21 protein-coding genes and 2 riboswitches are annotated in these 16033 nt (G+C 40.1%); of the genes, 15 read left to right on the top strand and 6 right to left on the bottom strand.

The annotated features are described in order from the left end of the window. Position 1: 1 nt before the first annotated feature. The 4 genes from B1A98_RS03420 (at position 2) to B1A98_RS03405 (ending at position 4970) form a co-directional block, all read left to right on the top strand. Entirely contained in the window at positions 2-325 is a 324-nt protein-coding gene (locus B1A98_RS03420; protein WP_063385752.1) for a hypothetical protein, read from the top strand. A gap of 110 nt (positions 326-435) precedes the next feature. After that, positions 436-729, top strand: coding sequence for a hypothetical protein (locus tag B1A98_RS03415; RefSeq protein WP_041098123.1), 294 nt, complete (start codon positions 436-438; stop codon positions 727-729). A 270-nt stretch (positions 730-999) separates the two neighbouring features. After that, positions 1000-2376 carry a 3' terminal RNA ribose 2'-O-methyltransferase Hen1 gene (locus B1A98_RS03410; RefSeq protein WP_063385753.1) on the top strand — a complete coding sequence of 459 codons (1377 nt, stop codon included), beginning with the start codon at positions 1000-1002 and terminating at the stop codon, positions 2374-2376. A gap of 2 nt (positions 2377-2378) precedes the next feature. Beyond that, positions 2379-4970, top strand: coding sequence for a polynucleotide kinase-phosphatase (locus B1A98_RS03405; RefSeq protein ID WP_063385754.1), 2592 nt, complete (start codon positions 2379-2381; stop codon positions 4968-4970). Positions 4971-5091: 121 nt separating this feature from the next. Here the strand turns inward: B1A98_RS03405 and B1A98_RS03400 are convergent, their stop codons facing one another. Further along, positions 5092-5673, bottom strand: coding sequence for a cytochrome c biogenesis CcdA family protein (locus tag B1A98_RS03400; RefSeq protein WP_063385755.1), 582 nt, complete (start codon positions 5671-5673; stop codon positions 5092-5094). Positions 5674-5807: 134 nt separating this feature from the next. On the opposite strand from B1A98_RS03400, the gene B1A98_RS03395 reads away from it, so the two are divergent. Then, complete coding sequence (locus tag B1A98_RS03395; RefSeq protein ID WP_063385756.1) at positions 5808-6080, top strand: NAD-dependent epimerase/dehydratase family protein; 273 nt, start codon at positions 5808-5810, stop codon at positions 6078-6080. Positions 6081-6149: 69 nt separating this feature from the next. Then, positions 6150-6908 carry a class I SAM-dependent methyltransferase gene (locus B1A98_RS03390; protein WP_063385757.1) on the top strand — a complete coding sequence of 253 codons (759 nt, stop codon included), beginning with the start codon at positions 6150-6152 and terminating at the stop codon, positions 6906-6908. Between the two features lie 316 nt (positions 6909-7224). On the opposite strand, the gene B1A98_RS03385 is transcribed toward B1A98_RS03390, so the two are convergent. After that, positions 7225-7443, bottom strand: a complete 219-nt coding sequence (locus tag B1A98_RS03385) for a hypothetical protein (RefSeq protein WP_082821814.1) — start codon at positions 7441-7443, stop codon at positions 7225-7227. 61 nt (positions 7444-7504) lie between these two features. Next, entirely contained in the window at positions 7505-7687 is a 183-nt protein-coding gene (locus tag B1A98_RS03380; protein ID WP_063385759.1) for an aspartyl-phosphate phosphatase Spo0E family protein, read from the bottom strand. A gap of 232 nt (positions 7688-7919) precedes the next feature. On the opposite strand from B1A98_RS03380, the gene B1A98_RS03370 reads away from it, so the two are divergent. After that, entirely contained in the window at positions 7920-8288 is a 369-nt protein-coding gene (locus B1A98_RS03370) for a hypothetical protein (RefSeq protein ID WP_063385761.1), read from the top strand. A gap of 261 nt (positions 8289-8549) precedes the next feature. Here B1A98_RS03370 and B1A98_RS03365 read toward each other — a convergent pair whose 3' ends face one another. After that, the gene (locus B1A98_RS03365) at positions 8550-8954 is read right to left on the bottom strand and encodes a carboxymuconolactone decarboxylase family protein (protein ID WP_063385762.1); all 405 of its coding nucleotides are present in this window, start codon (positions 8952-8954) and stop codon (positions 8550-8552) included. Positions 8955-9087: 133 nt separating this feature from the next. On the opposite strand from B1A98_RS03365, the gene B1A98_RS03360 reads away from it, so the two are divergent. After that, on the top strand, positions 9088-9528 hold the full coding sequence (locus tag B1A98_RS03360) for an Lrp/AsnC family transcriptional regulator (protein ID WP_063385763.1): 441 nt from the start codon (positions 9088-9090) through the stop codon (positions 9526-9528). A 156-nt stretch (positions 9529-9684) separates the two neighbouring features. Here the strand turns inward: B1A98_RS03360 and B1A98_RS03355 are convergent, their stop codons facing one another. Further along, positions 9685-10215 (bottom strand): GNAT family N-acetyltransferase, encoded by a 531-nt coding sequence (locus B1A98_RS03355; RefSeq protein ID WP_041096703.1) that lies wholly within the window; start codon positions 10213-10215, stop codon positions 9685-9687. A 286-nt stretch (positions 10216-10501) separates the two neighbouring features. Further along, positions 10502-10588, top strand: a riboswitch (cyclic di-GMP riboswitch). Positions 10589-10608: 20 nt separating this feature from the next. Here B1A98_RS03355 and B1A98_RS03350 point away from each other — a divergent pair. The 6 genes from B1A98_RS03350 to B1A98_RS03325 all read left to right on the top strand — a co-directional run bounded on the left by B1A98_RS03350 (position 10609) and on the right by B1A98_RS03325 (position 14531). After that, a complete protein-coding gene (locus tag B1A98_RS03350; protein WP_063385764.1) occupies positions 10609-11418 on the top strand; it encodes a methyl-accepting chemotaxis protein in 810 nt (269 codons plus the stop codon). A 167-nt stretch (positions 11419-11585) separates the two neighbouring features. After that, positions 11586-11671: riboswitch (cyclic di-GMP riboswitch) on the top strand. 44 nt (positions 11672-11715) lie between these two features. Continuing rightward, complete coding sequence (locus tag B1A98_RS03345; protein ID WP_063385765.1) at positions 11716-12027, top strand: hypothetical protein; 312 nt, start codon at positions 11716-11718, stop codon at positions 12025-12027. A 261-nt stretch (positions 12028-12288) separates the two neighbouring features. Continuing rightward, positions 12289-12507 carry a hypothetical protein gene (locus B1A98_RS03340; RefSeq protein WP_063385766.1) on the top strand — a complete coding sequence of 73 codons (219 nt, stop codon included), beginning with the start codon at positions 12289-12291 and terminating at the stop codon, positions 12505-12507. Between the two features lie 143 nt (positions 12508-12650). Continuing rightward, the gene (locus tag B1A98_RS20950; protein WP_063385767.1) at positions 12651-13085 is read left to right on the top strand and encodes a hypothetical protein; all 435 of its coding nucleotides are present in this window, start codon (positions 12651-12653) and stop codon (positions 13083-13085) included. A gap of 355 nt (positions 13086-13440) precedes the next feature. Continuing rightward, positions 13441-13818 (top strand): immunity 22 family protein, encoded by a 378-nt coding sequence (locus B1A98_RS03330; RefSeq protein WP_063385768.1) that lies wholly within the window; start codon positions 13441-13443, stop codon positions 13816-13818. 89 nt (positions 13819-13907) lie between these two features. Continuing rightward, on the top strand, positions 13908-14531 hold the full coding sequence (locus tag B1A98_RS03325; RefSeq protein ID WP_063385769.1) for a hypothetical protein: 624 nt from the start codon (positions 13908-13910) through the stop codon (positions 14529-14531). A 398-nt stretch (positions 14532-14929) separates the two neighbouring features. Here the strand turns inward: B1A98_RS03325 and B1A98_RS20335 are convergent, their stop codons facing one another. Then, positions 14930-15100, bottom strand: a complete 171-nt coding sequence (locus tag B1A98_RS20335; protein ID WP_087903722.1) for a DUF8096 family protein — start codon at positions 15098-15100, stop codon at positions 14930-14932. A 326-nt stretch (positions 15101-15426) separates the two neighbouring features. Here B1A98_RS20335 and B1A98_RS03315 point away from each other — a divergent pair, with 326 nt between their 5' ends. Continuing rightward, positions 15427-16023: a TetR/AcrR family transcriptional regulator gene (locus tag B1A98_RS03315; protein ID WP_063385771.1), complete on the top strand. Its 597-nt coding sequence runs from the start codon at positions 15427-15429 to the stop codon at positions 16021-16023. Positions 16024-16033: the final 10 nt, after the last annotated feature.

The following is a 16033-nucleotide window of genomic DNA, read 5'->3' as shown; positions in this document are numbered from 1 at the left end:
AATGAGTGAAGTATGGTTTCCAAGTAAAGGCCATAAGCACGGACAAAATGCCGGTTCAAGAACAAATATCGATGTCGATAATGAATTCAGAGTAGATATTGATGACCGTGTTGATGTGGACGTCCGAAATGATAATGAAATTGACAATGAGAATAGATTGAAAAACATCGATAAAAACACGAACATCGCTAAAGTCATTCACAGCGGAAATGCTAATGTTCGTATTGACGTTCATGTAGATTCAGACTCTGTTGCAAGAGTACGTTCAAGAGCAAATTCAGACCAGGATCAAGACCAGGATCAAGCACAGAGATTTGATATTTAATCGTGATGGGTGAGGGGACAACTTTGTCCTTTCACCTCAAAATTAATAGAAATGAGGAAAACGGAATGGGATCTCCGCAAAGGCTCCCCTTTTGGGAGAGAGGGAATTCCTTGCCGCCCAGAAATCAAGAGATGGCTCATTCGGAAAATAATGCAGCGAAGATTGGAAATAGCGGAAATTCGGATGTAGATATTCATGTACATGTAGAAGTGGATACTAAGTCAATCGCTTATGCGATGCTTTGCTCTTTATTAGCGACTAAGCAGTTAACGAACAGTGAATTCGAAGAAGCGTTAAATAAGCTCGAAGATTTAGTAGCTAGAGATAAGAAAAAGATGAGAAGCGAGAGCAACAATTTATCCAGGGTTAAATTATATAATCCTCATAATTCGGAAAATCATTAATCATTTATTATCTCTTTTAAATATCAGCGATGCTATGGATCAATCGAATATCGAGTACAGAGAAAGCCACAGTTCCGGATGAATGGAAAGCGGCGAGAGTTTGTTTATTAACAAGTAAAAATACGCAAAAACCAGGACATCCTGGTTTTTTTGCGTAGGCAGAGATCACTGCTTCCCACTTTGGGAGTTATTTGGCATATTATATGGTATAGTTATTTTAATATTTTGAGGAATTTATTTTCTAATTCAATTGAAGAAAGAAGTGTTTTGATGCAGTTAACGATGAAAGCTACTGGCGATAATGTAAAAGTTCTTTCGCATCTGTTAGCCAAAAATCCTGCTAACCTGTATGAAAGAAATCACAAAGGTCATTCGGTAAGACTGTTTTACAGCAAGTTCAGCGAGACAGAAGTGGAAGTAACGATTTTTGTTTCACCGGACCCGATAGAACTGTTGAAACATACTTCTAATGCCTATGATATTACCCATTATATAAATGACAGGGAATTTGCCGTCAGCAGTATATTTTGCTCATTTATAAGATCTGCCTTAGGAACGGCATTGAACGGGCAGCCAAAAGAAGAGTTTTCAGCGTGGGTGGATCATCCGTTCTCTTTTCAGTTTGATTTTGGTCCGGTTGCCTCAGCTCTCTCCAACCAGCAGATCATCAATCTTTTTGAGCCATTAGGGTACAGAGTGGAAATTTCCCGCGGAGAAACAGGCTATTCTTTTGATATGAAGCCAAAAAGCACAGCAAGATACCTTTCCCTAAATGGCGTATGCACTTTACAAAACGGGCTTAGACAACTTTTCGTTTTAATTCCTGTTTTGGACAATTATAAACATTACTATATCGATGAAAAAGAAATTGAGAAATTGGAGAGATATGGGCAAGGATGGTTAGAAGACCATCCTCAAAAGGATTTCATCTGGCGGCAGTCTCTTCGGTTTAAAGAAATCTACCGCATGGTGGAGAACAGCAAAAATACTCAGGATCGCAGTGACAGCCAAGAGGAAGGCAGCAAAGAGCCAGCTGTTAAAAAAGTTCGGTTAAACGAGCTGCGATACGAAAAAATCATTGAGACCGTCAGCAAAATTGAGCCAAGGGAGAGCGTTGTCGACTTTGGATCAGGAGAAGGGAAGCTGTCGGTTCGGTTAGGGTTTGTCAATGGAGTAAAAGAAATTCTGGCAGTTGAACCTTCAGAGTCTGCCAACATACGGGCGCTGGAACTGTTTGATAGAGCAGAATCGAAAGCCGGCTATGTCAAGCCCACCCCGTTATGGGGATCACTCTTTTACTATGATGAAAGATTAAAAGGAAAGGACATCATAATTTTATGTGAGGTGATTGAACACATTGATGAGTTTCGATTGCCAAAGGTCATGGACACCATTTTGAATGAATATCAGCCTAATGTGTTGATCATTACCACGCCTAATAAAGAATACAACAATGTGTACGACATGGAGGAATATTTCCGCCACAGTGATCATCGATTTGAGTGGACAAGAGAGGAATTCCATCATTGGTGTTCAAACAGAAGTGCCCAGTATCCATATGAGCTTATATTTGATGGCATTGGAGAAGAGCACGAACAATATGGCTGTCCAACTCAAATGTGCATGTTTGTGAGAAAAGAGGTTTAACGATGAAAATAATAGTACCATATGCAGGAATTGTTTTACTGGTTGGTCCATCTAACAGCGGCAAATCCACTTTATTAAAAAGCATGATTGAAAAGAAACAAATACTGCCATCAGAGGTCGTGAGCTCCGATGAGTTTCGGGTGTTAGTCAGCGACAGGGAATTTATAGACTGGCGGGAAAGACCCAAAGATGAGGCAGACTGTCTGTTGGACGAATACCAAACTATTTCAAAAGAAGCCTTTTCAATGATGGACTCAGTGATTGACGCAAGGTGCAGGTTAAATAAATTAACGTTCGTGGATGCCACACACCTTCATCCTGACGACAGAAAAAGATACATAGCATTGGCTAGAAAAAACCACGTTCCGATTATAGCTATCGTGCTGGACATCCCTTTAGATACACTTATCGAGAGAGATGGCCAAAGAGATCATCCAAGAGGAAAGCGGCGGCTCAAGCAACAGTATCAAACATTTAAAAGAGAAAAGCGTTTTATTAAAAAAGAAGGCTACACATCCACTTACTTACTGGATGAAACGAAGCATATAGAGTTCATCAGACGCACTAATCCGATTGAAATAGATGTAAAACAGGGAATCGATATAATAGGAGATATTCACGGCTGCTATGATGAAATGATTCTGATATTGGAGAAGCTGGGATATGAAAAAAATGATGAAGGGCTCTACATTCATCCAAATGGAAGAAAATTCATTTCCGTTGGAGACGTGATGAGTCGCGGGCCGCAATCGCTTAACACGATGTTATTCTTTTTGCGCCATGTACAAAAAGGCCTTGCTTACATGATTGACAGCAATCATGGCTGGAAAATAGCCAGGTGGCTAGAAGGAAGAAAGGTGACTTTGAGCCATGGGGATGAAAAGGTTGCGGAGGATTTCCAGCAATATGAAGAAGCGTTTGGCAGCAAACGAACGGAAGAGATCAAACACGCTTTAAAAGAATTTCTCCTGCAAGCCCCTTCACACTATGTCTTTACAAAAAGCGGTGTGCGCGCTTTAGTCTGTGCTCACGCTGGAATAAAAGATGAATTTATCGGGAAACAATCCCGCGACATTAGCGATTTTTGCCGTTATGGCGATACAGATGGGTTCGACCAGCAAGGGAAGCCGATAAGAAAAGATTGGTTCATCCATCATCAAACAAATACGTTAATTGTCTGGGGACATGATCCGAAGCCTCAGCCGCTCTTAATAAATAACACCATTAATATTGACCAAGGTGTGGTGTTTGGCGGGAAGTTGACGGCCTTTCGGTTTCCGGAAAAAGAATTTGTGTCGGTTAAAGCCCTGAAGGATTATGCAGAGTCTGCAGATAATCCGCTAAAAGAGTGGGAAAAGAAGCGGCTGGCTCCACCTAATATCGGCCGATTGATGAACGGCTATTCCGTTTTAACTGAAGAGCTGGGAGCAGTCCAAATCCATCAGGACATTGCAAAATCGGCTGTTGATGCGGTTTCGCATTTTACTATTCCCATCGAACAATTGATCTATATCCCGCCGACGATGAGCCCGACTCCTAATGCCTCCTCTTTAGACAACTACCTTGAGCATCCGAAAGAGGCTATCGATTACTATCGGAATCAAGGGATTGAAACAATGATTGCTGAGAAAAAACATATGGGCAGCAGAGCGATTTTGTTTCTATTCAAGGACAAGGCAGCAGCTAAGAAGCATGTAGGAATAGATAGTTTGGGAGTGATCTATACGAGGCGCGGCAGACGTTTCTTTGATGCTTCTACAGAGGAAAAATTGGTGCTGAAGATTCACAAAGACTTGAAGGACTATGGTTATTTTGAAACATATGATACCGAATATTTGCTGCTAGATGCGGAGATTATGCCATGGAATCTGAAAGCAAAAGAACTGATCAGCAATCAATATGCACATGTCGCAGAAAATGCGACTTTGGATCGGACCAAACTAAAGGAAAAAATCGAGGCAGCTTTCAAGGAAAATAACCTTTTAAAAGGGTGGCTGGAAGAGTACGAGCACAAAGTAGAAAATGCCATGACCTTTAAAGAAGTCTTTCAGAAATACTGCTGGGATATCGGGGAGGTGGACCAAATTCAAATTGCCCCCTTTCACATATTAGCCCACAGCAATGAAGTGTTCTTTGACCGGCCCCATACTTGGCATATGAAGATGAACCGAGAGCTTTCCAAGCACTCCAGCCTATTTGTGGAAACAGAATATAAAATCATTCACAACGAAGAAAGTGAAGAAGAAGCCATTAAATGGTGGGAAGAGATGACGAGCGAAGGGCATGAAGGAATTGTTATTAAACCTGAATCCTTTATTTCAAGAAATAAGGGAAAGCTTGTCCAGCCTGCGATAAAGGTCAGAGGCCGAAAGTATCTCAACATTATTTACGGAATGGACTATTTGCGCCCTGAGAATCTTGCCAGACTAAAGAATAGAAATACAGGCAAAAAACAAAAGTTAGCATTAAAAGAGTTCGCACTTGGGGTTGAAGGAATTAAAAGATTTGTCAATGGAGAATCGATTGAAAGAGTTCATGAATGCGTACTCGCTACATTGGCCATGGAAGCCGATCCCGTAGATCCACGATTATAATGGATTGGGCATGAAGCTAAACGGTTCCGGATAATTTTATAAACAAGGCACAAACCCAGCTGGCCTTCCTCTGAGAAGATCAGCTGGGTTTGTTAAGCTGGATCGGCTGTTAAAAGCAAAATTAACGAAATAAGCTCCCGATGAGAGTCTGCAATTTGGAGCCCCATATATTTATGTACGTCATTTTATCAAAAAATACAATCAGGCCGATCGCTATCATCAATACTCCTCCGACTTTCATAAATATAGAAGAATACTTGACCAGCAGTTTGGTTTTGCTGATAAAGAACGCCATTAAAACAAAGGGGAGGCAGAACCCTAAAGAGTAAGCGGCAATATTAAAGAAGGTTTGAGCAGGATTCATCAAGCTGGCATAAATGATAGCTCCAAAGATGGGGCCGATGCAGGGGCTCCAGCCTGCGCCGAAGACAATGCCAACAATGACGGAATTGAGAAAGCCGATTCTTTTTTTTGTGTGGCTAAAGCGCCGTTCTTTCATTAAAAAGGCGGGCTGAAAAATGTCTAATAAAAATAATCCCATCGTCACTAAGAATATCCCGCCAAACATTCGGATCAGGTCATTATACCGGATGAACAGGCTGCCTACCAAACTTGCAGAAAAGCCGATAGTAAAGTATATAAGCGTGAAGCCGATTGAAAAGTAAATAGACAATTGACAAGCGGCTAAACTCAAAACCCGCATGCACAAATGTCTGTTGTAAGTGTTCATTTTTATGCAAAATATACTATAATTGGTATATAATTGGATTTATGGAGCGATCGCATCCACCGAAGCTAAAAGGCATGAACGAAAACATATGCTAAGGAGACCTATGGATGAAAAAAATTTTGGTAATAGGCGGCACACGTTTTTTGGGGCGCAAATTAGTGGAGCGATTAATCCAAGAGGGACATCATGTCACGGTTATGACCCGCGGGAGTAATCCATTCGGCGATAAAGTGGAACATATGACAGCGGACCGTTTGAAGAAGGAGGAATTATCACAGAAGGTTGAAGGGCGTCATTTCGATCTCGTATATGATAATATTTGTTACTCTTCAAATGATGCTTATTCTTTTTGTGAGGTATTTAACGGCATGATTGGCTGAAGCCGTTAGTCGAAGCTATTGCAGTTAATAACAAATAGGCTCTGATACACAGAAAATGGGGGGAATAAATTGTTTAGTTATTATGGCCGTCTAAGCACGGAACTTTATAATTTAACAAAGCCTGTTGGTCATTCGATCAATGGGGATATTGAGTACTATCTTGATAGACTAGAAGGAACAAAGGGGAAGGTGCTTGAAGCAGCAGTAGGCTCAGGTCGTTTTTTAATTCCTTTATTAGAGAAGGGGTATATTGTAGATGGGATTGACTATTCGCCGGAAATGTTGGATTCCTGCCGTGAACACTGCAAAGAAAGGGACTTGAACCCCAGTCTTTATGAAGGAAATCTAGCTGATTTTTCATTGCCTTCAACCTACGAAGCGATTGTCATACCGACAGGTTCCTTTTGTTTAATTGAGAAATTGGCAGACGCGAAAGCTGCGTTGAAGTGCTTTTATGACCATTTGGCTCCTAATGGACGCGTGATCATTGACCTTGGAATACCCGGTCATTGGCGTACAGGCGAAATCACTACTTCCACTTTTCCTCTTTCTCAGGAGGAAGGCCTTTTATTAGAAAATAAATCAGTGGAAATCAATTGGGTGGATCAATACACTCTTTCATATTTAAAATATGAAAAGTGGCAAAAAGGCAAGTTAGTGGATACAGAACTACAAAAGTTTGTCCTTCGCTGGTATGGGATCGAGGAATTTAAGCTTATATTAAAAAGTATCGGTTTTTCGGAAATCACTTGCTCTGCAGAATACAATTACAAGAAGGAGCCAACCAAAGAGACTCAACTGGTGACGTTCGAGGCTGTGAAAAAATAGTTTTGTTCAATGATGGGCATATTAGTGCCGTGTGCGCGCATAAATCGGGTGAATTCGTGCATAAACCGATGATCTGCGCGCATAAATCCAACATTGCAATTAAACTTACTTGGCTTCGATGCATATAATTCTCTCCCTGGTAAAACGAAAATGAGATTCCCCTGGCCAGGAGAATCTCATCATAAGGAAAGACTTTTATTTTGTGAATGATCGGGTAAATAAATTTTTTTGCCAATCAAAACAACCTGCAAATCTCGAAAAATTGATTGCTGCTAAACAGATAAAAGGCCAAGCTTTCTAAAATACGCTTTTGGACTTAATCAACCAAAGAGACAATAGCCAGAATCCATACAGCTGCCACGAGAAATAAAAACCACCAGCCCATAAATTTGATCAACCTTTTTATAAATGGGTTTTCAGGCCTTTCCTTTGAAAAAGAGCTTATCTTTAACACGCTGTCTGCATGCTGCAGCAGCATATAAGAAAATGATCCGAAGATGAGAGAAACCAATATTGCAACAACAAACAGTTCCACTCTTTCACTCCTTTTTGGCAGTGACATTTCTTGTAAATAATTATAGACAGCAAGCTCCTGGCTATGACGTATAGGAAGAGAATGAAGTCATGAGCTGATACTTATGAATGAGCTTATCCAGTTCTTTGCTATATTTTAAGGTTTGGTCATCGTTAAGACCATTACGCAGTCCTGTTAAGATCATTAAATCCCTAATATGATTGATTTGGTTAATTAATTCATTTGCTTCTTTTTGTATGATCATCTCCAACACTCCAAACGACCAGATTTATTTCTTGGAAAGTTAAACCAGAGGATATTATACAACTTTATGACATTAAAAGGAATGTTTTTGCTGGATTTTACAAAAATTATTATTGTTATTAAGCTAAAAATGAAGCGGACGCTAGTAGGCTTTCTTAAAGGGCCGCTTAGGAAAGAACAAATGAATGTGCGCAAAAGAGGGGCAAGATACAGACTCATTTGGAGGTGTGGGGATGGGGAGGAACATTCATTTTGGTGAAGAAAGGCTTACGCTGACTTTAACGGGTATAACAAGCTTTTTTGCTTTCAAGCGGAAGATTCATATACCATACAATAGAATTAAAAGTATAGTAGTTGATGATTTTCAAGCGCCCCGATGGATGCTCAGGATGCCAGGCACGTCCATTTCTTTCTTAAATATTTATGAAGGCAGCTTCAAATATGCAAATGAATGGTATTTTCTTTCGTTCGAACAAAACAGATCTTTACTAATTATGGAGCTGGAAGGGCATGAAAGGTATCAATATGTTGTTTTTCAAATGGAACATCCAACCGAGGCAGCTGCAGAGATCAAGGGACGCATGCATGCTTTTAGCCAATAAGCGCATAAAAAGAATAAAGCTATTTTCTACTATCCAATCAGACGGGCGGCGGCCTGTCTTTTTTATTAGGGAGCAGGTAAAACCAGCTGAGTAAAAGGATAATCTTTTATGTAAAAGAGCCATCCTCCAATCAATAGGGTAAAGATGGCCCTTGTCCTTGTTTATAATAAGGAGAGTCTGTTAGTTAATAGCACTCCCTGCGTAACTGCGCTTTTCGTACCCGGCAGTCTAAGGATGATTCCGGTGCTCCTTATTGATTCATCATTTTAATTTCATCATGGCACCAAAATAGTGCGAGGCAGTGGCAAATGCAATAAACGCGCATAGTTCGCTGATTTCCTCCTCAGTGAAGCACTCTCTCAATAGAGTGAAGGCTGAATCCGGTATATTGCCCTTTTGCTTCAGAAATACTTCTGCAAATCCTGCTGCCATCGAAATTTTTTCAGTAAACTTACCGGGTTCAGGCTTTCCTTTTGCTTTACAATATTCACAGCCATTGCCTTGTGCCAAAGTCCGCCTCACTTGTTCTTTTAACGCAGAGGGCAGCCACCCGTCTTTTTCTAATATATCTCCTAAATGAACCCATGCTTCCATTACTTGTTGGTTATGGCCTAAAAGTCGCTGGAAAGGTGTTTTTCCAAACTCTGATTCAATAATAGTTGCCATTGAATGAACCTCCTTGCTATATTCGATATAAATTAATTATAAAACATAAGAAGGTCTATTCCCATTAAATTACAAATGAATAAACGGATCATACTTTTGAGTTTTAATGAATAAAGGAGAATTTTCTTTAAAAATGAAAATTGATGAGATCGATAAAAAAATAATAAATGAACTTTATCATAATAGCCGCTTATCAATGAGCGAGCTGGGGAGGAGAGTAAATTTATCTTCTCCATCCGTAACGGAAAGAGTAAGGCAAATGGAGTCGTTTGGGCTAATTAAAAAATATACAGTAGAGGTGGATTATGCGAAACTAGGCTTGCCTATACAATGCATCATCGAGGCCACAGTGAAAAACGGCGACTATGACTCTTTTAAACGTTTGATAGCGAAGGTTCCAAATGTAGAGTTTTGTTACCGGGTGGCGGGGGATGCTTGTTATATGCTGAAAATGCATTTTAAAACTTTTGCTGAAGCGGAAGAGTTCATAGATAGTGTCAGCCCGCTTGCGCAAACGGTCACGCATTTTATTTTTTCAAAAGTCCAAACTCATGCAAGTTTTGAAGCGGATTGATGGATGCCCCGTTCTGTGAGAGGGAAGAAAGGGACAAAAAGCATAAAGCCGGCGGATGTCTATGTCTTTAAAAGACAGATACCCGCCGGCTGTCGCAGACGATCGTTTCAGCCTAACCTTTTAATGTCATAGAAATGCGGCAAAATAAATCAACATTTAGTCTGTTTTAAGCCGGGAATACACGCTGAGATCAATAAACGTTTCTTTTACTTTTTCGCATTGTCTTAAAGTCCCCTCGAAGGTAAAGTTGAGCTTTTCCAGCACTTTAATAGAGTTTAGGTTTTCCGGCTCTACTTTTGCTTCAATTCTATGAAGGTTCAAAGAGTTGAATGCATACTCTACCAGGGATAAGATAGCTTCGGGCGCATATCCATTCCCCCAGTGCGCTTTCGCTATATCGTAGCCGATCTCGGCCTTGGCGTTCTGAAAATCGAGGGAATTATATCCGCATGAACCGATAATGCGATTAGATGTCAATTCAATGATTGAGAAACGAATCGCTTGGTTATCTTTAGACAATGCATCCAGGTAAGTGATGATTTCTTTTGCTTGGTCTTCATTTGTGAAGCGATCGATATTCATAAACCTCGTCACATCAGGATCAGACCATATGTCAAACAAGCTGGATGAATCCGCGACAGTCATTTTTCTTAAGTGCAGCCTTTGGGTATACAAATTTTTAATCAATACTTTTACCTCCAGTTGAGTTTTTTGGATGAGTTAAAAATATTGATATCTGCGCATAGTTCAGTCCCTTCTGTTTTCGGATTCACCATTATTATACAGCTTTTGAATGGTTAGTCATATACATGCATCCAGAAAGTTCGAAAAGGTTTCAATGGAAGTTTATGTCGCCTTTCTTCATTTCAAGTATAATGACAGTAACTAGCCTTCTATCATTTTAGCTGACAGAAGGCTGTCGTACTTATTAAGAGAAAGTTAACTGACTTGATTATCGCTGTGCCAATTTTAAGAATGTGAAAAGCAAACTAATCGAAAGGTTAGGACGCAAAGCCGACGGGTCTAAAATCAAATGGATTAGGACGGCTGGGCTGCCTCTAACATGAGAGGGAGGAACAAATGATTAACACAAGCACGCAATTATTGGATCAAGCCATGGTTTTGGCAGCATTAGAATCAAATTTAGCAATGATAGAGTTTAATTTAAACAGAGAGGTTATCTGGGTAAACGAAAATTTTGCTAAAACTTTAGGCTATACAGTGGATGAGATGAAAAACATGCAGCACAAGCAATTTTGTACAGTTGAGTTCAGGAACAGCGGAAAATATGAAGAACTATGGAATAACCTGAGAAGAGGAGTGAAGTTCCAAGAAAAAATTGAAAGGATTGGGAAGGGAAAAAATATCATTTGGCTCGAAGCCACTTATATTCCCATCCTGAATGAACAAGGCAAAGTAGAGGCAGTGCTTAAAATGGCTACCGATATTACAGACCGTGAAAAGAGCACGAAAAAGATTATTGCCCAATTAAAAGAGATGCCGGCAGAATTGGTCAATATAGTGGTAGCGAATTCTAATGAAAAAATACAAGCAGTTGAGTCGTTAAAAGAGCAAACAAAATTAATAAGTGAAATCTCTAAAATTATACGCAATGTTTCTTCGCAAACGAATATGCTGGCACTAAATGCCGCTATTGAAGCTGCCCGCGTGGGAGAACATGGGAGAGGCTTTAAGGTAGTGGCTGATGAAGTGCGGAAACTAGCCGGCAATGTGGATCAGGCAATTAAAAATGTGGATTTAAATATAGAGAACATAACAAAAGAAGTAGAAAAGGTTAGCAAAATAACGGATGATTTGCAACAAACCATTATGAGAACCCAATCTGAATTCAATAAGAGGATTAGAGAATTTGAGGATGTTGCTAAATAAACTTCTGAAATCAAAACAGATGGAGAAAAAGGGGAGCTCTTAGCCTGTTTGGAATGAAGATAACAACTTGAAGCCGTGCCCGCGAAACGTATAACGAAGAATTTTTTAATGATTCGGCCAAAAATGAGTCTTTTGTATTAAGAATATTTTCTTAAAACCGATAATTATAGGGAAAAAGGCAAACTTATTGAAAGATAAGGACGCAAAGCTGCGGGTCTAAGGTGGACAACACTAAGATAGCCGGGCTGCCAGATAGGAATTCCCTATTTGGTAACTATACGTTAAAGGTAGGGACTCATGATGCAAGACGAAGAATTAAAAAGCAGCATTAAAAAATTTTATGCCTTAATGGAAACTAGTCCGGATACCCCTGACTCAGCGTTTGATTTCATTGTTTTCTTACGGTCATTTGTCAGGACAAGATCTTGTTCTATTCTTCCGACTACTGAGTTAATGACTGTTCTTAAAGTCAATAAACCAGCCGTCTTTTTTTCATTAAGACAAATGTCCGAGCAGAATGAGATCATTCGTTTCTTAGTCGGCTTATCTACAGATTTTGAAGCGGCCGAGCAAAAGCTGAAGGGGCTGCTCAAGGATGAACCCTGTTGATTGATAAGCTGGAACTTTGATCGATCCGTTATATAAAAGGTTTCAATTAATGAAAACTGAACGCTCAGGTGCATGTGGTCAAGCGAGCTTTATAAGCAGACAGGAAGTCCCTCTCATGTGAGAGGGACTTGTTTTATTGCCTATTAGATTGGACTCTCTTTTTTATAAGTATATTTTACTAGTAAGGATGGCAATGAAAAAGAAAAATTAGCAGGAATTTCTAAAGTTGATGAAGAAATAGTCCTGCGGAGGGATGAAAATATGGATTTAAAGCAAATAAAAACGTATGAGCAATTGGATCATTTTTTGTTTGAACACGAGGTAGAGCTTACATGCAAAAAGAAGGGAATTAGGGTGACGGGAATAGACCCCGGAAAAGACGGTCAGCTGACGTTTACATTGAGTAACGGCTCAAAAATAGAATGCTTGGCAGCAGAAATGAAAGAATACTTGAAAGCGATTCCGTTGATTAAAGGATAAAGCCGCTGCTTTTTTAGAATAGTCTTTGATAACGGGATAAATCGAACACCTCCAAGCTGTATTGGAGCATACAATACAGCTTGGAGGTGTTTTTCAAGGGTATATTAAACGTGAGGCCATTAGCAGAGGAGGATAAACATCTTTTGGCGAAATGGCTTTCAAATCCACGCGTTCTGGAGTTTTATAAAGGGCGGAACCATTCTTTTGACAATGAAGTTTTTTACGCCTTTGAGGAGGTGAAGCGCATGGCAGAATTGAAAGGTAAGGAAATCGGATATATTCGGTTTTATCCGCCACCGGGGACTACAATAGCTTTAAGGTGCTATGAAACGTGCAGTTTTAAAACAATTCGAGTGTTTCCTAAACATGAACTTCATGAGGGGGGAATATCGAGACGGCTGGTTAATGGAATTGAAAAACTGAAAGCGAGCGTTGAGGCGAAGCGGATTACGAACAGTTTTCATCCTCGGCAGAGATGGCAGTTCCCAGGAGCAAGATGTCTTGATAAATTTCTTCCTTTAAAGATTCTTCTGGGCATCGATAATAATCATCTATCAATTCGCCTAACTCTTTTATAAAAATTGACAATTCAGTATCAGAAATCATGGGAATCCCTCTTCGAATAACTATATTTGTAAGTCTATCTTACTAGTTATTTTGATATAATTCAACTAAAAGAAGGGTTTCGCGGCAAACATAAGCTCCACAAATAATGCTGAAAGGCCTCCTGAAATTTTGGCCTTATTCCAAGCGGGTGCTTTTCACTCTTCTGCCTTGTTCACTGAATGCGTTTGGATAAAAACAGTCATCCCTCAATTTCCCGGAACCCATTTTTAAATAAAATAGTTCAGCAGGTATTCGATGGAGAAGAGAAACATAAGTGGTTGATCAGGGGGTTAAGCAAGACAAAAATAGCTGTAGGAGGGGGATTAGATGGAACGAGACGGGTATGTATCACTCTGGACAGGGACGTTTAAAACAAATGCTGACCTTCAGCAGTATCTTCTCATCTCTTATAATGAAGATGGAGACGCTGTTCCGTCGGAATTTGAAGAAGATGTTCAACTTGCTTATTATGATGAGGATTTTATGGAAGCTGAGTTTTTTGAAGAGACAATCAATCATCTTGCGGCGCTGCTAGAGGGGTGTTCATACGATGATGCCGTGATTCCTGGTTTTACTGAGCTGCAAGGGGAAACTTTGAACGATGGCGTCAATAGCTTTATCTTACTGTACGATTTTCAATACAGAGAGAAGCAGCCAAACGCTTTGAACCGCGTGCAGTATATAGGGAGTATCAGATATAAATAGTTTTTTCTTAATCATGCGCATGCAAAAGACGCTTCACTCCTTAATTATGTTATATTTAAAAAAGAATACATAGAGGGGGCAGTGAACCTATGAAAATGTCTATCACAAGAGGGCTGGCAGAATTAAAGCTTTTAGATAAACGCATCCAATCGACGATGAAGTCAACGCCATTTATTAGCTATGCTGTCGGAGATAAGCCAGTCAGCGGCTTTGCTGCAACAAAAGAATTTGAGGAAAAGGCCAAGTCAACTTATCAATCAACATTGGACTTGATTAAGCGGCGCAACGCTATTAAATCTGCGATCGTGTTGTCTAATGCCATGACGCATGTAGAGGTGGCCGGTGAAAAATACACCGTAGCTGAAGCGATAGAGCGGAAAACATCCATCCAATATGAGCAGCGGCTGCTGGAAAAGATGAAGCAGGAGTTTGCTGCTGCAACCAGAGAGGTCGAACAAATTAATGACGATGTGAAGCAGCAGCTTGACCATCAGCTGGAAGTGCTATATGGCCGTGAAGCGAAGCTGAAGGTGGAAGAAAGCAACGAATTAACGAAAAGCTACCGTGAAAAACACGAGGCGAAAGTGATCGATCCGCTAAAGCTCCGTGATAAATATGAAAAGCTTGAAAAACAGATTGACGAATTTCTGGCAGAGGTTGATTTTGTATTGTCTACTTCAAATACATTGACAGAGATTGAAGTTCCTGAGTAAATAAATAGAAGGTTAGTTAGTCGAAAATCAATAAAACTGAACAGGTGCTGGCGGCTTTGACCTTACAGCCGCTAACTCTTACTGTAATCAAATATAGTGATCATTTTGGGTGGGAAATCTCCCGCGACGGTAAAAGCTCAAAGCTTAAAGCTCAAAGCTGAAAGTTCAAGAGTCAAACTTCTTTTTGCTCAAAGATCAAGCTTCAAAGTTGATACGTTCGATAAAATCCATGAGAACGGCTTATACGGCGGTTGTTCATCGGCCGGATTGATTGCCGCATGGCTGACTAGCTAACAAGTACATACAAAAGAAAAAGCATCCTTTGGGGTGCTTTTTCTTTTGCAAGGGCGGATGGCTGGCAACTAAAAAGCTGGCAGCGAGCAATCTGCCAGCTCAGTTTAAATAATTTTCTTCATGCCGCACTTCCGGCATTCGCGGAGGAAAATACCGTCTTTCATGGAACTTTTAAACTGCGCATTTCCGCAGTTATCACAACGGCCGGCAATGACATCTGGATGCTCTCTGTAGTCATAAATCATTGTTAAGTCATACTCTTTCTTTTCTTCCATGATGTTCACCTTTCTCTTGAAGTCCTGTGATTATTTTACCATGGAAAAAACGAAGGAGAAATGCTTGTTTTCTAATGCTAAGGGCACGAGACCGGCAAAGGAGGGAAGAAGGCAATCGGAGACTCTGTGACTTGCGTCTTCGCTGCAGCGTTTGCAACTCAAGCTGCCGTTAAAAAAGGGAAAGTTCCTTTAAGGAGGATGACGAATCTAAATTCATTTACAAATTACTTCAATAAATTATAATTAAATTAGAACGATCGTTCAAAAGTGCCGCAGTTTTCAATTGAGTTAAAACGTCTGTTTCACTGGAAGAAAGGGGCAGAGTGTTGACTAAAAGGCGTTACGATAGTGAAAAGGTGAAAAAAGAGATTATGGAAAGCGCATTATTGTTATTTTCACAAAATGGATATAATCAAACGTCCGTTGCAGACCTCTCCAAAGCTTCAGGCTACAGTAAAGGGCATATTTATTATCATTTTCAAAATAAGGAAAAGCTGTTTGTCTTGTTAGCCAGAAAAACTATAGAGGAGTGGCAGGAGAAATGGATAAGAAAAGCGACTGCTTACTCTTCCGCAACAGAGAAACTATATGGAATGGCGAGGCATGTTCTTTATAATTACCAGACACCTCTCTTAAAGTCGGGGCGGGAGCTGGCGTCCAACCCGGATGCTAGTTCAGACTTGGTAAAAGAATTATATAATTTATCGATTGTTCCAAAGAATGCGTACCGGGCCATTTTGCAGGAAGGAATGGATAATGGAGAATTTGCTATTGAGAACATGGATGAATCGGCTATCTTACTTGAAGCTTGGCTAAGAGGATTATGCCAGCTCACCAGCATTCAGGAATTAAGTGAGCTTGAACCTCTTCTTAATAAGGCACTAACTATTTTTTTAAGATCCATCAGAAAGGGCGACACTTGAACGTGAGTGA

This window comes from Pseudobacillus badius (assembly GCF_002189605.1).
GTDB lineage: Bacteria > Bacillota > Bacilli > Bacillales > Domibacillaceae > Pseudobacillus > Pseudobacillus badius.
This window is presented reverse-complemented; position numbering and strand designations above follow the sequence as displayed.

Excerpts from the sequence above, each read along its gene's own strand:
- B1A98_RS20335 (WP_087903722.1), bottom strand. The coding sequence starts at position 15,100 with ATGGAAGAAAAGAAAGAGTATGACTTAACAATGATTTATGACTACAGA.
- B1A98_RS03420 (WP_063385752.1), top strand. The coding sequence starts at position 2 with ATGAGTGAAGTATGGTTTCCAAGTAAAGGCCATAAGCACGGACAAAAT.
- B1A98_RS03350 (WP_063385764.1), top strand. The coding sequence starts at position 10,609 with ATGATTAACACAAGCACGCAATTATTGGATCAAGCCATGGTTTTGGCA.
- B1A98_RS03345 (WP_063385765.1), top strand. The coding sequence starts at position 11,716 with ATGATGCAAGACGAAGAATTAAAAAGCAGCATTAAAAAATTTTATGCC.
- B1A98_RS03330 (WP_063385768.1), top strand. The coding sequence starts at position 13,441 with ATGGAACGAGACGGGTATGTATCACTCTGGACAGGGACGTTTAAAACA.
- B1A98_RS03340 (WP_063385766.1), top strand. The coding sequence starts at position 12,289 with ATGGATTTAAAGCAAATAAAAACGTATGAGCAATTGGATCATTTTTTG.
- B1A98_RS03370 (WP_063385761.1), top strand. The coding sequence starts at position 7,920 with ATGGGGAGGAACATTCATTTTGGTGAAGAAAGGCTTACGCTGACTTTA.
- B1A98_RS03380 (WP_063385759.1), bottom strand. The coding sequence starts at position 7,687 with ATGATCATACAAAAAGAAGCAAATGAATTAATTAACCAAATCAATCAT.
- B1A98_RS03405 (WP_063385754.1), top strand. The coding sequence starts at position 2,379 with ATGAAAATAATAGTACCATATGCAGGAATTGTTTTACTGGTTGGTCCA.
- B1A98_RS03325 (WP_063385769.1), top strand. The coding sequence starts at position 13,908 with ATGAAAATGTCTATCACAAGAGGGCTGGCAGAATTAAAGCTTTTAGAT.
- B1A98_RS03360 (WP_063385763.1), top strand. The coding sequence starts at position 9,088 with ATGAAAATTGATGAGATCGATAAAAAAATAATAAATGAACTTTATCAT.
- B1A98_RS03395 (WP_063385756.1), top strand. The coding sequence starts at position 5,808 with ATGAAAAAAATTTTGGTAATAGGCGGCACACGTTTTTTGGGGCGCAAA.
- B1A98_RS03400 (WP_063385755.1), bottom strand. The coding sequence starts at position 5,673 with ATGCGGGTTTTGAGTTTAGCCGCTTGTCAATTGTCTATTTACTTTTCA.
- B1A98_RS03365 (WP_063385762.1), bottom strand. The coding sequence starts at position 8,954 with ATGGCAACTATTATTGAATCAGAGTTTGGAAAAACACCTTTCCAGCGA.
- B1A98_RS03410 (WP_063385753.1), top strand. The coding sequence starts at position 1,000 with ATGCAGTTAACGATGAAAGCTACTGGCGATAATGTAAAAGTTCTTTCG.